Consider the following 18563-nt stretch of genomic DNA (forward strand, 5'->3'; position numbering starts at 1 on the left):
GCTTATGATGATGAAGGAATCCGAACTGGTGCTCATGCGCTGCCGATCATAACGTCGGAGCGTGTTCTCCTCCCTCGCCGCGGGCCTCGGCCTCGGCCTCTCGCTCATCATCGCCATCGGTGCGCAGAACCTGTTCGTGCTGCGCCAAGGCATCCGGCGCGAGCATGTGCTCGCCGTCGCGCTCGTGTGCGCTGCCTCGGATGCGGCGCTGATCGCGGTCGGCGTGTCCGGCCTCGGGCTCGTCCTCGCCGCCGTCCCCTGGGCGATCGAGGGCGCGCGGTGGGCGGGTGCCGCGTTCCTCCTCGGGTACGCGCTGCTCGCGGCGCGCCGGGCCTGGCGTCCGGCGGCCGCATCGTCCGTCGATGCGACGCCCTCTCCCCCGGTCGCCCGCACCTCGCTCACCGCGGCTCTGCTCACGTGCCTGGCGCTGACCTGGCTCAATCCGCACGTGTACCTCGACACCGTCTTCCTGCTCGGGTCGGTCGCGAGCACGCACGGCGACACACGATGGTGGTTCGCGGCCGGTGCGATGACGGCGAGCGTGGCGTGGTTCTTCTCGCTCGCGTACGGCGCCCGGCTTGTCGGCCGGTTGTTCGACTCCCGGTTGGCATGGCGGATCCTCGACGCGATCATCGCCGTCGTCATGGCCGTGATCGCGCTCAGCCTCGTCCTCGGAGGCTGATCCGGACGCATCCTGCCACCCACGCGTCGTTCGCGACAGCCCGCAGCACGACGTGTGCATCCACGGCACAATATGCGCATGCGTCATGTCCGAGTGATCGTCAGCGGCGCCGTGCAGGGCGTCGGCTTCCGTTACGCCGCCCACGACGCCGCCGCTCGACTCGGCGTGGCCGGCTGGGTGCGAAACCGCCGAGACGGCACGGTCGAGGCCGAGCTCCACGGCGAGGAAGGCCGCGTAGATCAGATGATCGATTGGCTTCGCAGAGGACCGAGCGCAGCGCACGTCGAGCGCGTGGAGGTCTCGGAGACCACCCCCACGGGACCGCTCAGCTTCGACATCAGAGAAGACGCCTGAGCATGCAGGAAGGGCCCCGTCCGAAGACGGGGCCCTTCCTGTGAGACGTGTCTCAGACCAGCGCGTTGACGTCCAGCGGGATACCGGGGCCGAACGTGGTCGACACCGCACCCTTCTGGATGTAACGGCCCTTGGAGCTGGACGGCTTCAGACGGACGATCTCCTCGAGAGCGGCCTTCAGGTTCTCGTCGAGCTGGTCGGCCGAGAACGACGCCTTGCCCACGACGAAGTGCACGTTGGCGTGCTTGTCGACGCGGAACTCGATCTTGCCGCCCTTGATCTCCTCGACGGCCTTGGCCGGGTTCGGGGTGACCGTACCGGTCTTCGGGTTCGGCATGAGACCGCGGGGACCCAGGACCTTACCGAGGCGACCGACCTGGCCCATGAGCTCGGGGGTCGAGACGGCGGCGTCGAACGACGTGTAGCCGCCCGCGACCTTCTCGATCAGCTCGGCGCCGCCGACCTCGTCAGCGCCCGCGGCGAGAGCAGCCTCGGCGGCCGGGCCCGTCGCGAAAACGATGACGCGGGCGGTCTTGCCCGTGCCGTGCGGGAGGATGACGGTGCCGCGCACCATCTGGTCCGCCTTGCGGGGGTCGACCGACAGCTTGAGGGCGACCTCGACGGTGGAGTCGAACTTCTTCGACCCGGTCTCCTTCGCGAGGGTCACAGCCTCGGTCGGGGTGTAGAACTTGTCGGCCTCGATCTTCTCGGCGGCCGCGCGGAATGCCTTGGACTTGGTAGCCATGTTCGTTATCTCCCTCAGTCCTCGACCGTGATGCCCATGGAGCGGGCGGTGCCGGCGATGATCAGCGAGGCAGCCTCGATGTCGTTCGCGTTCAGGTCGGGCATCTTCGTCTCGGCGATCTGGCGCACCTGGTCCTTGGTGAGCTTGGCGACCTTGACGGTGTGGGGGGTCTTCGAACCCTTGGCGACGCCTGCGGCCTTCTTGATGAGCTCCGCGGCGGGCGGGGTCTTCAGGATGAAGGTGAAGCTGCGGTCCTCGTAGACGGTGATCTCCACGGGGATGACGTTGCCGCGCTGCGACTCGGTCGCGGCGTTGTACGCCTTGCAGAACTCCATGATGTTGACGCCATGCTGACCGAGCGCGGGGCCGATCGGCGGCGCCGGGTTGGCTGCACCGGCATTGATCTGAAGCTTGATCAGGCCGGTCACCTTCTTCTTCGGTGCCATTTCTCTTCTCTCTCTCGTGCGCCCGGCAAGGGCGCGCTCCCGCAAGACCGGCCGAACGCCGGATGCGGTGGGGTACGCGGAAAATCCGCAACCTCGCCATTGTACGCGATGTCGCGCGTTCGCGAGCCGAGCTACAGCGAGTCGACGTGAAGCGGTGCCCCCGACTCCTCGCGCTCCTCTGACGCCTCCCCCACGAACGCGTGGCGCCGCCCATGACGACGCTCGACGAGGTAGCCGATCGTCACGACCCACAGCGCAACGATCGCCCACCCTCCGTACGCGCCGAGCCCGTCGGCCACATCGGCGATCGGATTGTTCACACCAAGTCGCGCGAGAAGCCACCCCAGCGCGCTCGTGCCCGCTACGAGTGCCAGCCCCACCCGCAGCACGGCGTAGCCACGCCAGGGCGAGAGGATGACGAAGGCGGGCAGCACAGCGGCGACGACCGCGAGCTGGAGAAGCTCGATTCCGATGTTGAAGCCCAGGAGGCTGATCACGAGCTGCCCGGTCGACAGCCCCAGCTCCGCGAGCGTGAACGAGAACGCCATCCCGTGGATCAGCCCGAAGAGTCCTGCGACCACCGCCTCTTTGCCGGGGAACAGCGGTCTGATGGCGTGCAGCGCGCCGACGAGGATGCTCACGGCGATCAACGATTCGATCGGGACGGCGGGGATGTCGAGGTGAGTCAGCGCGCTGATCGCGAGTGTGGCGGAGTGGCCGATCGTGAAGGCCAACGTGATCGACACGATGCGCAGCACCGATCGCTTCGGTCCTGCCGGACGCCGCCAACGCCCAGCGAACGCGATCAGCGGCGCGGGCAGGAGAAGCACGATGAGGAACAGCAGGTGGTCGGTGCCCTCGAGGATGTGAGTCCCTCCCAGCTGCACCATCGCCACGAAGCCGCTCCACATGCTCCCCGAGCCGAGGTCGATCGTGAGCGGGGCGACGGTTCCCGATGCCGGGTCGACCGCGATCACACCGAGCTGCTTCGCCTCATCACCGAGATCGCCACCGGCCCAATCTTGATCGACGACGACGAAGATGCGGTGCGTGATGACCTGGTGGATGATCACTGTGTCATCCAGCGTGAACTCACGCGTCGTGGCATCCGCCGGCGGTGTCATCTCGATCTGAGCGACGAGTTCGCTGAACTGACCGGTCGAGGTCTGCTCAGCGTCTGCGATCGTCAGCTCGCCGACGTCGACCGTCCACGGCTCGCCGGATGGCGTGGTGATCTGGAGGTGCGCGGCGATGTAGTCGCTCAGCGCGTCTGCCGAATTCTCCAATGCGTCGGCGGCCGTGATGTCGATGCCGCTCGCCAGACGCAGGTCGTCGCTAGGCAGTTCGATCGTCGCATCGATAGAACTGTCGTGCACATCGAGGGTGACGACCGAATGCGGCATCGGATGAGCCGATGCAGGGGCTGCTGCGGTGAGTCCGAGTGCGGCGACGGCCAAAGCCGTCGCCGCACTCCTCACCGCGAGGCGCGCGGTGCGAGGTGCCCGGCGCGCGGTGCGCGACGACATCAGAAGCTGAGCTGCCCGCCGTAATCGCGGGTGTGGTCGCGATACACCGTGTGATAGTGGATCTGGTTCTGCACGACCACACCGTTCTGGCACACGAACTCAATCCACACGCTCGGCCCATCGATGCGCACGTAGTCTCCTTGCGCCGTGAGATCGGTGCTACCCGAGTACGACAGATAGGTGTCGGCGAGCTCGCTGGAGTATGTCGCCATGAGGTCTTCGGCCGTTGCGTCATCGGCGATCGCAACCCACGGGTACATCGCCGCGAGCACGAGTTTCTGCTGGTCGGCGCTGAGGTCGCCGACTCGCACACCCGACTTGGTCGTCGGGAAGTCACCGTCGGTACCCGGCCCGAGAAGCACGTCGGTGTACGACTGCGAGAGCTTCGCCGCCGCGAGCTGCGAGCTGTCGAGCGAGTTGATGGCGGCGGACATCGCGTCTTTCATAACCGTGAGCGGCGCGTAACTCGTGCCGTCGTCCGCGGTCCACGACGTCGGCTCGACACCGATGAAGAACGGAGTCGTTCCGGCGACGACACCATCCACATAGGTGATATTGACCGCGAGGTGATGTCCACCGAAATGAAGCTGCCATGTGCCGGTCTCGGATGGCTCACCGAGAATCGCGAAGTAGTAGTTGCCCGCGGAGTACGCACCTCCTGGACCGCCCCCGCCGTTGCCGGAGCTCTGCAACGAGTTGAGCTCGTCATCGGCGAGCAGGATCTGCATGGCCTGTTGGTAGCCCGTGTCGCTGCTCGTGCCGAGCGCCGCCTGCAGCACCGCTTTCGCCGCAGCCAGTTGTGTATCGGAGAGCGACGAGAAGGTGATACCGACGCGGCACTGCGCACCGCAGGGCAGGTTCGACCACGCCGTCGCGTTCGCGGAATCGAAATCGAGGAGCACCTCGGCCTGTTGCGACGAGTCGAGCGTCGCCGTGAAGGCGTCTGCTGCTGCGACCACATCGGCAACCGTCGTCGACGCCTCGGCCGTCGCTGAAGCCGACGCGCTTGAAGTCGGCGTCGCGCTCGGGGTAGACGTCGACTCCGCGGTCGGCGCCTCAGCCGCGCACGCAGCGAGGGTCAGCGCGGCAACAAGGAGCATGGCTGCTCCCGCAACAGCGCCACGGGGGCGATGGCTCGGACTGATCGTGTGATCGTCGACTGGCTTCGGCATCACGTCTCCTTCGATAACCCAGCGGTTCACCGCGACCATAACGCGAACCGACGCTTCGCCGCCTCCCCTGAACTGCTATGAGTGTCGGGGCCGGATGCCAGACGACGAAGGGGTGGATGCCACGTGGCATCCACCCCTTCGCGAAACGAGTGTCAGACCATCTTGGAGACCTGGTCGAAGGACAGCTCGACCGGCGTCTCACGCTCGAAGAGCGAGACGAGAACCGTGAGCTTGCCGCTCTCGGGCTTGATCTCGCTGATCGAGCCGGGAAGACCCGCGAACGAGCCTTCCTTGATGGTGATCGTCTCGCCGATCTCGTAGTCGACTTCCGCCGCGATGACGCGGGCGGCGGCCGGCGCTGCGCTGCCGCCACCGGACTTCGCCGGGGCGACGTCCTTGATCTCGACGAGGCTCTTCAGCATGTTGAACGCTTCTTCGAAGCGCAGTGGCGTCGGGTTGTGGGCGTTGCCGACGAAGCCCGTGACGCCGGGCGTGTGACGGACGACCGACCAGGTGTCCTCGTTGAGCTCCATGCGCACGAGCACGTAGCCCGGGATGCGCACGCGGGTGACCATCTTGCGCTGGCCGTTCTTGATCTCGACGACGTCCTCCATCGGGACCTCGACCTGGTAGATGTCATCCTCGACCTCGAGCGTCGACTTGCGCTGCTCGATGTTGGCCTTCACCTTGCGCTCGAAGCCGGCGTAGGAGTGGATGACGTACCACTTGCCCTCGAGCGCACGCAGCTCCTGACGGAACGCCTCGTAGGGGTCGGCGTCCGCGTCGACCTCCTCCTCGATCTCGTCGACGGCGGTGGCCGCGTCATCGATCTCGGCCACGAACTCGGGGTCGAGCACGGGAGCGTCCGGCTCGCCGTTGATGTCGGGTCCGTCGTAGGGCGTCACTTCGTCGGCCTCCTCGGCTGCGCGCTCTGCTTCTTCTTCTGCGAGCAATTCGGTCAGCACCTCGGCTGCCGCTTCGGCCTCGGCGGCTTCGTCGATCTCCAGCGCGTCGTTCACGATCGCATCGGCCTCGGGGTCTTCGACGTCGGCGTCCGCGTCGTAGCCGGTGTCGGAGTCCTCATCCTCGTCGTCGCCCTCGATGTGCAGCGCAACGTGCTCGGCGGCCTCGACGGAGCGCTCCTCGGCGGCGAGGGTGTTGCCCTCCTGCGCCTCGTCGTCCTCGCTGGACTGCTCGGCGGCGGTCGCCCAATCGGCGTCGTCGGTGTATTTCTCAGACACTTACGTACTCTCTCGTTCTGGTCTGCGGGTGGCGACACCCGCGCCTCGCGATGTCAGGCTCCGGGAACTCCGAAGACGACTGTCGTCAGCCAGACGAACACGACATCGAGTCCGTAGACGACCGCCATCATCACGATGACGAAGCCCAGGACGACGCCGGTGAACTTCACCAGCTCCTTGCGCGTCGGGGTGACGACCTTGCGAAGCTCAGCGAAGACCTGGCGGATGAAGATGACGATGCGCAGGAAGAAGTTGGGCTTCTTCTCGCGCACGGCACCGCCAGCGGCGACAACCTCGCCCTTCGGCTCGTCCTGGACCATGCACCCACCTGAATCGCTTACGTCGTGCCAGCATGCGCTGGCGCGCAGGGCGGACAGGAATCGAACCTGCAACCTGCGGTTTTGGAGACCGCTGCTCTGCCAATTGAGCTACCGCCCTAGAGACCCGGAGGTCTCGCGCCCGCACTCCTGCCGTGACCTGATCCGAAGGGATGTGTCGTCCCGATGACGGGCACGGCGAAAGAATGCAGACTTCAACTGCACGCTCAAGTGTACGGCATGGCACACGAGGGCGCGAACGCGCTCACCCCGGAAGGCACGGCGAGAAGACCGCGATCACCACCGCAGGACCGTCGGAGGCCAGGGTCACGGTGACGCCGTCCTCCGAGATCCAGCCCTGTCTCTCCGCGCCGGGAAGAGTGTCGGCGAGAGGTCGCCAGACGCCGGGATCCAGGCTTTCGCCGAGGTCGTCGCGCACACTCTCCGCCTCGGAGACGTCGGCCGCGACCGCAAGCACCCCAGTGGCCGTCAGCACGACCTGCTCCGTGTCAGCGGGACGCGAACACGCCTGCGTGCGCGGCTCGGCGGTCTCGAGCGTTCGCAGCACCTGGGGGTCCACCGCAGATGCCTGAGCGACGAGATCGTCGAACACCTGGTTCATCCGGCGGTCCGCCGCATCCGCATCCACCGACGAGCACGCGCTCAGCGCGAGCACGGCGAGCAACGAGGCAGCCGCGATGCCGGAACGCGCCCTCACGGTCTCACCACCTCGAGCACCTCGTAATCCGCCGCCACGGGCTCCGTGACCTGCACGCCCAGCGACGCGAGGTGATACAGCAGCCACCCGTCGTACCAGCCCTCGACGTCGCAGGGTGAGGAGGTGTCGACGTAGTCGGATGCCGGGATGCCGTAGACGTACACGGCGCGACAGCTCGCATCGGCCTCCAGCTCGGGGCCGTACTGGTCGTCGGTGACCCCGGCCCGATCGGCCGCGAGGAAGGCCGGGTAGTAGTTCTGGTACTGGTACCAGTGCATGGCCTCGTGAACGAACACGGGCCACACGGACGATTCCATTCCCGGGTCCCACGCGAGGAACAGCCAGCTCGGGTAGCGGGTGGAGTAGCAGCCGCCGACGACGATCTCGTATCCGGTGCGCTCGGAGAGGTGGTAGCCGCAGTTCTCGTCCCCGGCATCGAATGCGACCTGGACACGGTCCGCGCCGATCGAGGAGAGGAACGCGCGCCCGTCCGGGTCTGGCCCCGGCATCGCTGTCCCACCCGGATTCGGCACGGCCAACAGCGGCGAGTCGGTCCCCGTCTTCCACTCCTCGACCTGCGCGTGCTCGTCGTCCCAGGCGCGACGATCGCCCGCGTACTCGGTCGTCGCCTGCTGGGTGGCGGTCACCTTCTCGGAGGCGGCGGCGAACGTGTCGGCGATCGCCGCCTCCTGCTCGGGGCTCATCACCCGCGACGCGAGCAGCCGCTCCCGCTGCTGCCAGATGAGCCACGCTCCCCCGGTACCGGCGGCGAGCAGCATGATGAGGACGAGGCTCAGCGAGACACCGATGATCCAGCCTGCGCCGCGACGGCGGCGTCGCGGCGCAGCGGGCTCGACCGTCTGCGGGAGGACAGGCGGCGATCCGGCCGCCGGCGGGGCCGGATCAAACGTCACGCCATCGCCCCTTCGGCGGGATCGGCTGCTCGCCGTTCGAAGGCGCGTCCGGTGGTGAGCGACGGCGTGATGCGTACCAGGACGTCCTTGACGGTGGGAGCCCAGGGCGCCGAGGCGAGGGCTTCGAGCGCCGCGATCTCGTCGGAGCGGTCGACGGCCGCCGCCGTCCCGCGCACGACGACGCTCCAGGCGTCCTGCGTGCTGTGGTGGTCGACCTCGAACAGCACCTCGTCGCGGGCGGTGAGCTCGAGCAGCTTCGTGCCCGGCGCGGTGCGGAACAGGATGCTGCGTCCGTCGAGCGCGTAGCCGACCGGGAACACGTCGATGCGCTCGCCGATCCTGGTCACCAGGCGACCGACCTCCTGCGTGGCGAGCAGGCGCCACATCGCCTCCTCGTCCAGTACCCGTACCCCGTCCGCCTGCGTCGTGTCGCTCATGAGCCCATCCTGGCCCAACCGGCCCCCGCGCGCACGGGCTCGTTCTCTCCCCAGGCACTCAGGTGCGCCCCCGCTCGCGGAGTACGCTGAATCGGTCGCCGCCCACCACCCGATGGGCGGCGCTGCGACGAGGTTCGAGGAGCGACGGTGAACGAGGTGCCGGCCCCCCAGCAGTTCCAGGTGGACCTTCGCGGGGTGATCGATCTGCTCAGTCGGCACATCTACTCGAGCCCGCGCGTCTTCCTCCGAGAGCTCCTGCAGAACGCGGTCGATGCGATCGCCGCCCGTCGCGCGCTGGATGGCGGCGGCGGCCGCATCCGCATCACCCCGGCAGGACTCGAAGCCGCCGAGTTCATCATCCGCGACGACGGCATCGGTCTCACCGAGAGCGAGGTCGCCGATCTTCTGGCGACGGTGGGGCGCAGCTCCAAGCGCGACATCTTCGACCTTCCGCGCAGTGACTTCCTCGGTCAGTTCGGCATCGGGATGCTGTCGTGCTTCATGGTGTGCGACACCATCGTGATCCGGTCGCGGAGCGCCGCCGGCGGACCTGCCGTCGAGTGGGTCGGGCGCTCGGACGGGACCTTCGCGGTGCAGCCGTTCGAGGGCGAGGTGCCGGTCGGCACCAGCGTGCACCTGACCCCCCGCAGCGACAGCGCGTCTTTGCTCACGGGCGCGACGGTGCTGGAGCTGGCCGAGACGTTCGGCCGCTATCTGCCGGTCTCGGTCGTGGTGGATCTGCCCGGCGGCGGCGAGACCACCGTGACCGAGCCCGCCCCCTTCCTCGACGGCGACCGCGAGACGCGGCTGACGTACGGGCGCGAGCTCATCGGCGTCGAGCCGCTGGATGCGATCGAGCTGACGGTCGCTGCCACACAGACCCGCGGCGTCGCCTACGTGCTGCCGTTCGCTCCGCCGCCCTCGGCACGTCAGAGCACGCGCGTCTACCTGCGCCGCATGCTGCTGGCAGAGCGTGCCGACGACCTGCTCCCCGACTGGGCGTTCTTCGCGCGCGCGGTGATCGACTCAGGCGGGCTGCATCCGACCGCCAGCCGCGAGGCGCTCGTCGACGACGACGCGCTCGAGCAGACCCGCAGCGAGATCGGCGACGCGATCCGGCGATGGATCCTGGAGCTGGCGTTGCGCGAGCCGGCGCGGCTCGCGCAGTTCGTCGCCGTCCACGAGGTCGCGCTGAAGTCGCTCGTCCGCCATGACGACGAGCTGGCCCGCTTCATCGTGCGCTGGCTCTCGGTGGAGACCACGGCAGGGCGCGTGCGGATCGAGGAGCTCGTACGCCGCTCGCCCGAGGTGCGGTACGCCGAGACCGTCGACGAGTTCCGGCAGCTGGCGAGCATCGTGCCGCCCGGGACGCTTCTGGTCGACGGTGGCTACCTCTACGATGCCGAACTCATCCGCCTTCTGCCCGAGATCTTCCCCGAGGTCACCGTCGAGCGCGTCGAGGTCGGCGCCGAGATGGACCGGCTCGATCTGCCGCCGCTCGACGACCGCAATGCGGCCCTCGATCTCGAGCGTCGCGCTCGCGCTGCCCTCGGCGACGTCGACGTCTCCGTGCGCTCGTTCGAGCGCCGGGAGCTGCCCGGGCTGTTCGTCGCGGATCCGCAGGCTCTCCGGGCTCTCGACCGGGGACGCGCCCGCGGCGCCGCCGGCGCGCTGTGGTCGGGAGTCCTCGACCGCGCTGAGAAGGCCGTCTCCGGAGCGGACGCGGATGCGACACCGCCCGCCGCCAGGCTGTGCCTGAACTGGGCCAATCCGACGGTCCGCGCCCTCGCCGCGGCCGGCGACACCGCGGTCTTCGACAGCGGCATCCGTCTGCTGCACGTGCAGTCGCTGCTCGCCGGCCATCACCCGCTCAGCCCGCGCGACCGCGCCGTGATGAGCACCTCGCTCGCGGAGCTGCTCGAGAGAGCGCTCGCCGCCACCCCCGACCCGGAAGGAGCATCATGACCGGTTACGCGACCCGCATCCGATCGCTGTTCGATGAGATCGACCGCACACCCTGGGGGCCCGCCGAGAGGGCATTGGTCGCCGAGGCGGTGTCGCTGGCGCAGGAAAGCGGCGACGAGCGCCTCGAGTACGAGGCGCGGATGCGGCAGACCGCCAGCGCCAACATGGGCGGCGACACGGATCTGATGCTCACCTCGTTCGCGTGGTGCCTGGGGCACCACGACGCCGACCCCGAGCGCTTCCCCGCCGAGCTGGAGCCGGCAGGCGACCTCATGTGGCACTACAAGTGGATGGCGGGCGCCCTCCGGGGCTCGCCCGAGTTCTCGTCCGAGCAGATCACGGCCGTGCTCGATGACATGCAGACCCACTACGAGCGGGCAGGTCACGGCATGAGCGGCGTGCTGATGGCGCGCTTCGAGGACGCGTGGTCGGCCGGACGCATCGACGAGGCTGCCGAGCTGCGACGTCGGCTCGACGCCACGCCCCGCGACGAGTACAGCCACTGCGACGCCTGCACGCGCAGCCAGTTCGCCGGGTTCTTCGCGGAGACCGGTGACGAGGCGGAGGCGATCCGTCTCGTCGAGGAGCTCGTCGAAGGCGGCTTCACGTGCGGCGAGGAGCCCGAGCACGCCCTCGCCCGCTCCCTCCTGCCCTACCTGCACGCCGGGCGCCCGGATGACGCGCGGGCGGCGCACCTGCGCAGCTACCGCCTCGCGAAGGACAACGCCGACAACCTCTCGATCATCGCGAAGAACATCGTCTTCTGCGCCGTCACGGGCAACGAGGCACGCGCGCTCGCGCTCGTCGAACGACACCTGCCGTGGCTCACCCACGACGGGCTGAACGCCAGCGCGCACCTGGAGGCGCTCGCGGCCTTCGCCGTCGCGTTGGATGCGGTCGCCGCCTCTGGTCACCCCGACGCCGCTGTGCGCGGCTCCGACGCCGAGGCGCTCGTCCCCCTGATCGGCGCGCACGATGGTCTCTGGCCCGCCGCCGAGCTCGCCGCACGGATGTGGACCGCCGCCGAGAGCATCGCCCAGGCCTTCGATGCCCGCAACGCGACCGACGCCCAGACCGCCTGGCTCGCCGGGCAGCGCACTGTCGGCGCCGAGCGCTACGAGGTGCCGATCAGCTCCCACGACTTCGCCGCCCGGTCCTCCGCCCCCGCTCCCCGCACCCCCGCGGAGCGCGTCGAGCGGGCGCTGGCCCTGCACCAGCTGGGCTCGATCGCCTCCCTCGAGGCGATCCGCGAGGCGCTGGACGACGCGGACGTCGAGCAGCGGGTTTCGCTCACGCACGGGCTGCTCGCCGTGCTCGTCGCCCTCGGTCGCCTCGACGAGGCGACCGCCGCGCTGCCGAGCAGACTCGCCGCCCTCCGCGCGGCAGGACGCGTCGCACAGGCGGAGCTGGAGGAGGAACTGGGACTCCTGCTCTACGGCGCCGACGCCGACGACGCGCCCGAGACCCTCCAGCGCGCGCTCGACGAGCACCACGGTGCACCGGCCGAGGTGCGCGCGGACCTCCTCGCGACGCTCGCCTTCCTCCGGCTCAAGGATCAGACGGCCACCGAGCCCGACGACCGTCGACGCACCGCGGAGATGTTCGCCGAGGCGGCGGAGCTGTTCGCCGAGGCTGGGGAGACCGGTCCCTCGCACTCGCAGCGCTGGATGCAGGCGGACATGACGGCGGCAGCGGGCGACCTGCCCGAGGCGCTGGACCTGCTGGAGGCTCTCCTCGCCGACAACGAGCTCAGCGAGGCTCGTCGTGCGCGGGCCCTCCTGCTGCGCGCGCGCACCCGCGGCGGGCTGGCCGAGTATGCAGCCGGCGCCGCCGACGCGGACGAGGCGACACGCATCCATCTGCTGAGCGGGGCCGATGACCGGCTCGTGAGCGATGTCTTCTTCCTCGCGGGCGCGCTGCACGAGGACGCGGGCGCCATGGGCGAGGCCGTCTCCCGCTACCGTGTCGCCACCGAACGCCGGGAAGCAACGGGCGCCCCCGCGACGGACCTGCGCTTCCGGCTGGGTCGCGCCCTGCTGGGCGCCGGATTCGGCGAGGAGGCCATCGAGGTGCTCGATCAGGTGCTGCAGGAGGAGACGGCCGCCGAGGAGCCGGCCGGCTCCCGTGCGATCACCGTCGGACTGCTGACCCGTGCGTTCGAACAGGCGGGACAGTTCGGCAACGCGCTGGGCGGCTGGGAGTTCGTCGCGCAGTTGCACGAGGAGGCGGACGAGCCCGCCGCGCGCGCATACGCCCTCAAGGAGCACGGACGACTGCTCGGCCGTTTCGGCGAGATCGACGACGCGATCGACTCGTTGACGCAGGCCGTGGAGATCGTGCGCGGGGACGAGGAGCAGGTGGGCCTGCTGGCCGACGGCCTCCACACGCTCGCGCAGGCTCACCAGCAGCGCGGCGACCTCGATGAGGTGTTCGCGCTGCTGGACGAAGCGGTCGAGCTCGGCCGCGCGAACGACGCGGCGTGGTTCGTCGCCGACGTGCTCGACACGCGGGCACGGGCTCTCGCCGCCGCTGAGCGCACGGACGAAGCCGTCGCCACCGCCCTGCAGGCGGCCGACGGCTTCGTGCGGGCGGGGGACACGACCTCCGCCGGCCGCTCCGAGTTCGTCGCCGCGCGCATCCTGATGGGCGCGGAACGCCCCACGGATGCGGTGCCCCTCTACCGCGCGGCCCTCGAGCACGCCGGCGACGACGAGGCGCTGCGCCAGACCGCCGCCCTCGAGCTCGGTGACGTGCTGGAGAGGCTCGGCCGACCGGCCGAGGCGGCCGAGGTCCGCGCGACGCTGCCGGCATGACGATGGCGGGGGCGAGATCCTCGCCCCCGCCATCGTTCCGGCTCAGTCGGCGATGCGGATGAGCTTCTTGTTGACGAACTCCTCCGCCGCCAGCAGACCCATCTCGCGGCCGGTACCGGACCGCTTGACGCCGCCGAACGGCAGCTCGGGGGAATCGGCGAGCACGCAGTTGACGTAGACCATGCCGGCCTCGATCCGATCCGCCACACGCTCCGCCTGCGCGAGGTCCGTCGTGTAGACGTAGGAGCCGAGCCCGAAGCTCGTGTCGTTCGCCACGCGCACCGCGTCCTGCTCACCCGACACGCGATAGACCACGCCGGCGGGCCCGAAGAGCTCTTCACGATAGACGTCCATCTCGGGCGTGACATCGGTGAGCACGGTGGGCGCGTAGAACGCGCCGTCACGGGTGCCGCCGGTCACGAGGCGCGCGCCCTGCGCGACGGCGGTGTCCACCTGCGCCTCGAGCCGCTCGGCGGCCGCGAGCGAGGACAGGGGTCCGAGCAGCGTCTCCTCGGCGAAGGGATCGCCCACGGGCGTCTCGGCCATCGCGGCGGTGAACTTCTCGAGGAAGGCGTCGTACAGCTCGTCGACCACGATGAAGCGCTTGGGCGCGTTGCAGGACTGCCCGTTGTTGTCCATGCGCGCCTCGACGGCGGCGGCGACCGTGGCATCAAGATCCGGGGTGGAGAGCACGATGAACGGGTCGGATCCGCCGAGCTCCAGCGCGACCTTCTTGAGGTTGCGTCCGGCGATCTCCGCGACGGCGGCGCCGGCGCGCTCCGAGCCGGTGACCGACACCCCCTGCACCCGCGGATCGGCGATGACGGTCGCCGCCTGCTCGTTACTCGCGTAGAGGTTCAGATATGCGCCCTCCGGCAGACCCGCATCCCGGTAGATCTCCTCGATCGCCGCCGAGGACTCCGGGCACTGCGGCGCGTGCTTGAGCAGGATGGTGTTGCCGAGCACCAGGTTGGGGGCGGCGAAGCGGGCGACCTGGTAGTAGGGGAAGTTCCAGGGCATGATGCCCAGAAGCACCCCGAGAGAGGTCGGGCGGATCACGGCGGAGCCCTCGCCGAGGATGTCGATCGGCCGGTCCGACGTGATCTGCTCGGCGTGGTCGGCGTAGAACTCGGTGATGTCTGCGGCGAAGTCCACTTCACCCAGGGCCGCGGCGAGGGGCTTGCCCATCTCGCGCACGGCGATGGCTGCGAGCTCGTCACGGCGCTCCCGGTGCAGCTCGGCGGCGCGGCGCACGAGAGCGGCCCGCTCGGCGACGGGCATGTCGCGCCACTGGCGGTAGGCGCGCTCGGCCTCGGCGAGCTTCTGCTCGAGTTCGGCATCGCTGAGGGCGGGGTAGGTGGCCAGCTGCTCACCGGTGGCCGGGTTCACGACCGCGTATTCGCTGCTCATTCGTCCTCCTTGGTTGTGGTCTCAGTCTGCCGTCACCGCCGGCGGCGGCGCAGGCTCTCGGGCGCATCCAGGCTCAGCGTGCGCCCGCGGAAGAAGTCGGGGCGCTTGACCGCCTGCCAGATCATGATCACGACGCCCAGCAGGATGACCGTCACCCCCAGCACGAACACGAGTCCCAGGCCGAAGATCTGCGAACCCGATCCGTACTCGGGGTCCATCGAGTCGACCAGGGTCGTCACGAACAGCACCGCGAGGATGGCCCCGCCCACGAGCGGGAAGAGGAACGTGAAGACGAAGGCGCGCACCGAGTCGAACCACTGCTTGCGGAAGTACCAGACGCATGCGAAGGCCGTCAGCCCGTAGTAGAAGCAGATCATCATGCCGAGGGCGGTGATGGTGTCCCACAGGACGTTCTCGCTCACGAAACGCATGACGGCGTAGAACACCGACGCCACGATCGAGGCGACGATCGTCGCGAACCCCGGGGTGAAGAAGCGCGGGCTGACCTTGGCGAAACGCTCGGGCAGCGCGCCGTAGTGCCCCATGGCCAGGAGGGTGCGCGCCGGTGACACGAACGTCGACTGCAGCGAGGAGGCGGAACTGGTGAGCACCGCGAGGGACACGAGGGCTGCGAGGGGACCGAGCACCGGACCCGACAGGTGGAAGAACACGTTGTCCTGGATGTCGGGGTTGCCGAGGCCGAACTCCCCCGTGCCGACACCGGCGAACATGATGAGCGAGACGGCGAGCAGCAGGTAGAGCGCCACGATCACGAGCACCGTGATGGTCGCCGCCCGTCCCGGCGTCTTGTCGGGGTCCTTGGTCTCCTCGTTCATGGTGAGGGTCACGTCCCAGCCCCAGAAGATGAAGATCGACAGGGAGAGGCCTGCGGCGAAGGAGCTGAACGACGAAACGGCGAACGGGTCGAACCACGACCAGTCGAACGGCGTCGGGTCGAAGCCGTTGCCGTTGACCGTCTCGATGATCGCGGCGACCGCGAAGACGACCAGGACGACGACCTGGAATCCGACCAGCACGTACTGCAGCTTCTGCGTCGTCTGCATGTCGCGGTAAGAGACGAAGGTCGCCGCCGCCATGAACGCGAGGCACACCAGGACGTTCACCCCCGGTTGCGCCGCGATGTCGGCGATCGAGGGGTTCTGGGTGATCTGGGCGATCAGCAGGAAGAGGAAGTCGACGGCGATTCCGGCGAGATTCGAGAGCACGAGGATGGTGGCGGCCACCAGCCCCCACCCGGCCATCCAGCCGATCCACGGCCCGAAGGCGCGCGTGGCCCAGGTGAACGAGGTGCCGGAGTCCGGCATGCGCCGGTTCAGCTCTCGGTAGCCGAACGCCACCAGCAGCATGGGGATGAAGCCGACCAGGATGATCGCGGGTACCTGCACGCCCACCGCGGAGACCGTGGGCCCCAGAGCGGCGGTCAGGGTGTAGGCGGGCGCGATGCAGGAGATGCCGATCACGACGGCGCCGATCAGGCCCACCGTTCCCGCGGACAGCCCCTTCTTGGAGAGTCCGCCGGTCTCGGCGGCGACGGCCTGCGATTCGGGTGCGCTCATCATCGAGCCCCTTCTGCGTTGCGGGTGCGAGGCACCACGATCATGGGAACGGGCAGCACGTGCAGCATCTTCGCCGCCGTCGAGCCCAGGAACAGCCGCCGCGGCTGCGCGAGCCGGCTGGAGCCGACCATGGCGATCTCGCCCGGGAGCCATTCGATCTGCGACACCGCATCCTCGATGTCGGCACCCTGCGCGCTGACGACCTCGGCCACGGAGCCTTCACCGAGCGAGGCGCGCGCCTGGGCGAGCACCGTCTCGGCATGGGTCGCCTCGGTGAGCCGGATGACGCCGGTGTCGACGCCCGCCGGCAGATCGACCGTCGCGAGCGACAGCAGCCGCAGGGGCGCACCCGATGCGGTGGCAAGGCCCGCCGCCTCGGCCAGGAGCACGTCGCCGCCCGGCCTCGTGCCGATCGCGGCGGTGACCCGCTCGATACCCACGGATGCGGCGACCTCCCGCGCGCCCTCGGGAGCGAGCACGACGGGGACGTCGGAGGAGTGCATGAGCTCGTTCGCGACGGTACCCAGGCGGTGACGCCCGCGGAGCCCGCCGTTCGCGGCACCCACCACGATCATGCCCGCTCCGAACTCGGCCGCGGCAGCGATGAGCCCCTCGGCGAAAGACTCGCCGTAGCGCACGTGCCGACCGTGGGCGACGGTGTCCTTGAGGGACTCGGAAGCGCGGGCCAGCCACTCCCGCGCCCGCTCACGGACGAGCCGGTCGTACCCCGCGTCGGGCGGCGTGATGACCGAGCGCTCGCCCGGCAGCACCATCACGATCTCCAGCACCGACCCGGTCGCCGTCGCGAGCCGTGCTCCCAGCGCGAGCGCGTCGGCGCCCGCATCCGTCGCGGTGTAGCCGACGACCACCGGCGCGGCCATCAGCGCAGCTCCTTGAGGATCTCGGATGCGGCGCGGTGCCCCATGCGGATCGCGCCGTCGACGTGCTGGTAGCCGGCGCCCGCCATGTCGCTGCACGCCAGATGGATGGGCCCGACCGCCGTGCGCAGATCGGCGCCGTAGCGGTGGAGGCCACCCAAGTCGAAGCTCGCCGCGTACGCGCCGCGGGTCCACTCCTCGCTGCCCCAGTCGCTCTCGTAGTAGACGATCGGATTCTTGGCCTCGGGACCGTAGTAGTGCGACAGCGATTCGAGGATGCGCGCCTTTCGCTCGGCGGCGTCGAGGCGGAACAGATCGTCGGCGTTGCGGTCGGAGACGAAGCCGACCAGCGTGCCGCGCTCGTCGCCGTGGTTCGTGTTGTCGTATGCCTCGTGCGAGAGCTCATACGGGCTGAACGCCGTGCCGGAGAGCCCCTGCTCCCGCCAGAACGGACGGTCGTAGACGGCGTGCACCTTGATGACGAAGCCCATCGAGATGTGCTGGTGCATCTGCTGCTGCAGGCGCGGCAGCGGCGGGACGAAGGAGATGCGCGGGTACAGCACGGGCGCGAGGGCGAGAATGGCGCGTCGCGCGCGGACCGTCACGGATGCGGCCTCGGCCACGACGCCGCCCTCGTCCCAGGTGAGCGAGCGCACCGGTTGATCCAGCAGGACGTCCTCCCCCAGGCGCTCGGCGAGCAGCAGCGGCACCTGCTGCAGTCCGCCCACGACGCGCTTGTCGAGGATGAAGTCCGCATCGACGAGGTGCGAGTAGCTGCCGGCGCTGGCCGCCATGAGCAGCGACTGCAGGAGGGAGAAGGCGTGGGTCGGCTTGGTGAGCATCGCCGAGCCGGTCGCGAAGGCGAGGTTGCGCACCGCCTCGTCGTCGTCGGTCTGCGAACGCAGCCAGGCGTCCCACGAGATGGTGTCCCACTCGGCGGCCTTCGGGTGCGCCCACGGGCGGTCGGGGTCGATCTCGGCGACCATCGCGTCGAGGTCGGCGGTGATGCGTTCGATCTCGGCTGCCGTGTCGGGCGCGACCGGGAAGACGTCTCCCGTGAACCGCGTCACGGTGCCGTCGGGGCCGACGTATACGCTGTCGCCCTCGCGGTAGCGCGAGAAGGTGGAGAGCCCGAGCTCCGCGACCGTGTCGATGAGCGCCTGCTGATCGGGCGACACCCACTGACCGCCGATCTCGAGCATCGCACCCTCGATCGTGTCGGTCCACAGCCGCCCGCCGACGCGATCGCGCGCCTCGAGCACGGCGACCGACAGACCGGCTTTGCGGAGGTCGTTCGCGGCGGTCAGCCCGGCAGCTCCCGCGCCGATGACGACGACGTCTCTGATGATCTCGGTGTTGCTCATCTCA

The 18563-nt window shown here is 69.3% G+C and carries 17 protein-coding genes and 1 tRNA gene; 4 read left to right on the plus strand and 14 right to left on the minus strand.

Translation table 11 applies throughout. The annotated features are described in order from the left end of the window. The first annotated feature begins 61 nt into the window (after positions 1-61). Together EHF32_RS08790 and EHF32_RS08795 are read left to right on the plus strand one after the other, a co-directional pair. The gene (locus EHF32_RS08790; protein ID WP_137417825.1) at positions 62-682 is read left to right on the plus strand and encodes a LysE/ArgO family amino acid transporter; all 621 of its coding nucleotides are present in this window, start codon (positions 62-64) and stop codon (positions 680-682) included. A 78-nt stretch (positions 683-760) separates the two neighbouring features. Then, entirely contained in the window at positions 761-1036 is a 276-nt protein-coding gene (locus EHF32_RS08795) for an acylphosphatase (protein WP_137417826.1), read from the plus strand. Positions 1037-1088: 52 nt separating this feature from the next. On the opposite strand, the gene rplA is transcribed toward EHF32_RS08795, so the two are convergent. The 10 genes from rplA to EHF32_RS08845 all read right to left on the minus strand — a co-directional run bounded on the left by rplA (position 1089) and on the right by EHF32_RS08845 (position 8552). Next, positions 1089-1781 carry a 50S ribosomal protein L1 gene (gene rplA / locus EHF32_RS08800; RefSeq protein WP_137417827.1) on the minus strand — a complete coding sequence of 231 codons (693 nt, stop codon included), beginning with the start codon at positions 1779-1781 and terminating at the stop codon, positions 1089-1091. A 14-nt stretch (positions 1782-1795) separates the two neighbouring features. Beyond that, the gene (gene rplK / locus EHF32_RS08805; protein WP_137417828.1) at positions 1796-2227 is read right to left on the minus strand and encodes a 50S ribosomal protein L11; all 432 of its coding nucleotides are present in this window, start codon (positions 2225-2227) and stop codon (positions 1796-1798) included. 131 nt (positions 2228-2358) lie between these two features. Next, a complete protein-coding gene (locus EHF32_RS08810) occupies positions 2359-3630 on the minus strand; it encodes a HupE/UreJ family protein (protein WP_161594075.1) in 1272 nt (423 codons plus the stop codon). 122 nt (positions 3631-3752) lie between these two features. Next, positions 3753-4712: a DUF3500 domain-containing protein gene (locus EHF32_RS08815; RefSeq protein WP_137419186.1), complete on the minus strand. Its 960-nt coding sequence runs from the start codon at positions 4710-4712 to the stop codon at positions 3753-3755. A 365-nt stretch (positions 4713-5077) separates the two neighbouring features. Then, complete coding sequence (gene nusG / locus EHF32_RS08820) at positions 5078-6166, minus strand: transcription termination/antitermination protein NusG (protein ID WP_137417830.1); 1089 nt, start codon at positions 6164-6166, stop codon at positions 5078-5080. A 53-nt stretch (positions 6167-6219) separates the two neighbouring features. Then, entirely contained in the window at positions 6220-6486 is a 267-nt protein-coding gene (gene secE, locus EHF32_RS08825; protein ID WP_137417831.1) for a preprotein translocase subunit SecE, read from the minus strand. Positions 6487-6531: 45 nt separating this feature from the next. After that, positions 6532-6604: transfer RNA gene (locus tag EHF32_RS08830), tRNA-Trp, on the minus strand. A 144-nt stretch (positions 6605-6748) separates the two neighbouring features. Beyond that, entirely contained in the window at positions 6749-7201 is a 453-nt protein-coding gene (locus EHF32_RS08835; protein ID WP_137417832.1) for a hypothetical protein, read from the minus strand. Next, the gene (locus EHF32_RS08840; RefSeq protein ID WP_137417833.1) at positions 7198-8115 is read right to left on the minus strand and encodes a hypothetical protein; all 918 of its coding nucleotides are present in this window, start codon (positions 8113-8115) and stop codon (positions 7198-7200) included. Before EHF32_RS08840 ends, EHF32_RS08835 begins: the two co-directional genes overlap by 4 nt. After that, positions 8112-8552, minus strand: a complete 441-nt coding sequence (locus EHF32_RS08845) for a pyridoxamine 5'-phosphate oxidase family protein (protein WP_137417834.1) — start codon at positions 8550-8552, stop codon at positions 8112-8114. The genes EHF32_RS08840 and EHF32_RS08845 overlap by 4 nt, the downstream gene beginning before the upstream one ends. A gap of 147 nt (positions 8553-8699) precedes the next feature. Between EHF32_RS08845 and EHF32_RS08850 the strand changes: the two genes are divergently transcribed. Both EHF32_RS08850 and EHF32_RS08855 read left to right on the plus strand, forming a co-directional pair. Continuing rightward, the gene (locus EHF32_RS08850; RefSeq protein WP_137417835.1) at positions 8700-10517 is read left to right on the plus strand and encodes an HSP90 family protein; all 1818 of its coding nucleotides are present in this window, start codon (positions 8700-8702) and stop codon (positions 10515-10517) included. Continuing rightward, positions 10514-13330, plus strand: a complete 2817-nt coding sequence (locus EHF32_RS08855; RefSeq protein WP_137417836.1) for a hypothetical protein — start codon at positions 10514-10516, stop codon at positions 13328-13330. Before EHF32_RS08850 ends, EHF32_RS08855 begins: the two co-directional genes overlap by 4 nt. Positions 13331-13372: 42 nt before the next feature. On the opposite strand, the gene EHF32_RS08860 is transcribed toward EHF32_RS08855, so the two are convergent. Genes EHF32_RS08860 through EHF32_RS08875 form a run of 4 tightly spaced genes read right to left on the minus strand, consistent with a single transcriptional unit; the run spans position 13373 to position 18559 of the window. Further along, entirely contained in the window at positions 13373-14740 is a 1368-nt protein-coding gene (locus tag EHF32_RS08860; RefSeq protein ID WP_137417837.1) for an NAD-dependent succinate-semialdehyde dehydrogenase, read from the minus strand. Between the two features lie 32 nt (positions 14741-14772). Beyond that, the gene (locus EHF32_RS08865) at positions 14773-16320 is read right to left on the minus strand and encodes an APC family permease (protein WP_202876809.1); all 1548 of its coding nucleotides are present in this window, start codon (positions 16318-16320) and stop codon (positions 14773-14775) included. Continuing rightward, a complete protein-coding gene (locus EHF32_RS08870) occupies positions 16317-17198 on the minus strand; it encodes a universal stress protein (RefSeq protein WP_137417839.1) in 882 nt (293 codons plus the stop codon). The genes EHF32_RS08865 and EHF32_RS08870 overlap by 4 nt, the downstream gene beginning before the upstream one ends. Further along, the gene (locus EHF32_RS08875) at positions 17198-18559 is read right to left on the minus strand and encodes a flavin monoamine oxidase family protein (protein ID WP_137417840.1); all 1362 of its coding nucleotides are present in this window, start codon (positions 18557-18559) and stop codon (positions 17198-17200) included. Before EHF32_RS08875 ends, EHF32_RS08870 begins: the two co-directional genes overlap by 1 nt. Positions 18560-18563: the final 4 nt, after the last annotated feature.

The organism is Microbacterium sp. RG1 (assembly GCF_005347485.1).
Taxonomy (GTDB): domain Bacteria; phylum Actinomycetota; class Actinomycetes; order Actinomycetales; family Microbacteriaceae; genus Microbacterium; species Microbacterium binotii_A.

Bases quoted from the DNA above. Each gene is read 5' to 3' on its own strand.
- EHF32_RS08795 (WP_137417826.1), top strand. From the start codon at position 761: ATGCGTCATGTCCGAGTGATCGTCAGCGGCGCCGTGCAGGGCGTCGGC.
- rplA (WP_137417827.1), bottom strand. From the start codon at position 1,781: ATGGCTACCAAGTCCAAGGCATTCCGCGCGGCCGCCGAGAAGATCGAG.
- rplK (WP_137417828.1), bottom strand. From the start codon at position 2,227: ATGGCACCGAAGAAGAAGGTGACCGGCCTGATCAAGCTTCAGATCAAT.
- EHF32_RS08810 (WP_161594075.1), bottom strand. From the start codon at position 3,630: ATGCCGCATTCGGTCGTCACCCTCGATGTGCACGACAGTTCTATCGAT.
- secE (WP_137417831.1), bottom strand. From the start codon at position 6,486: ATGGTCCAGGACGAGCCGAAGGGCGAGGTTGTCGCCGCTGGCGGTGCC.
- EHF32_RS08845 (WP_137417834.1), bottom strand. From the start codon at position 8,552: ATGAGCGACACGACGCAGGCGGACGGGGTACGGGTACTGGACGAGGAG.
- EHF32_RS08855 (WP_137417836.1), top strand. From the start codon at position 10,514: ATGACCGGTTACGCGACCCGCATCCGATCGCTGTTCGATGAGATCGAC.
- EHF32_RS08860 (WP_137417837.1), bottom strand. From the start codon at position 14,740: ATGAGCAGCGAATACGCGGTCGTGAACCCGGCCACCGGTGAGCAGCTG.
- EHF32_RS08865 (WP_202876809.1), bottom strand. From the start codon at position 16,320: ATGATGAGCGCACCCGAATCGCAGGCCGTCGCCGCCGAGACCGGCGGA.
- EHF32_RS08870 (WP_137417839.1), bottom strand. From the start codon at position 17,198: ATGGCCGCGCCGGTGGTCGTCGGCTACACCGCGACGGATGCGGGCGCC.
- EHF32_RS08875 (WP_137417840.1), bottom strand. From the start codon at position 18,559: ATGAGCAACACCGAGATCATCAGAGACGTCGTCGTCATCGGCGCGGGA.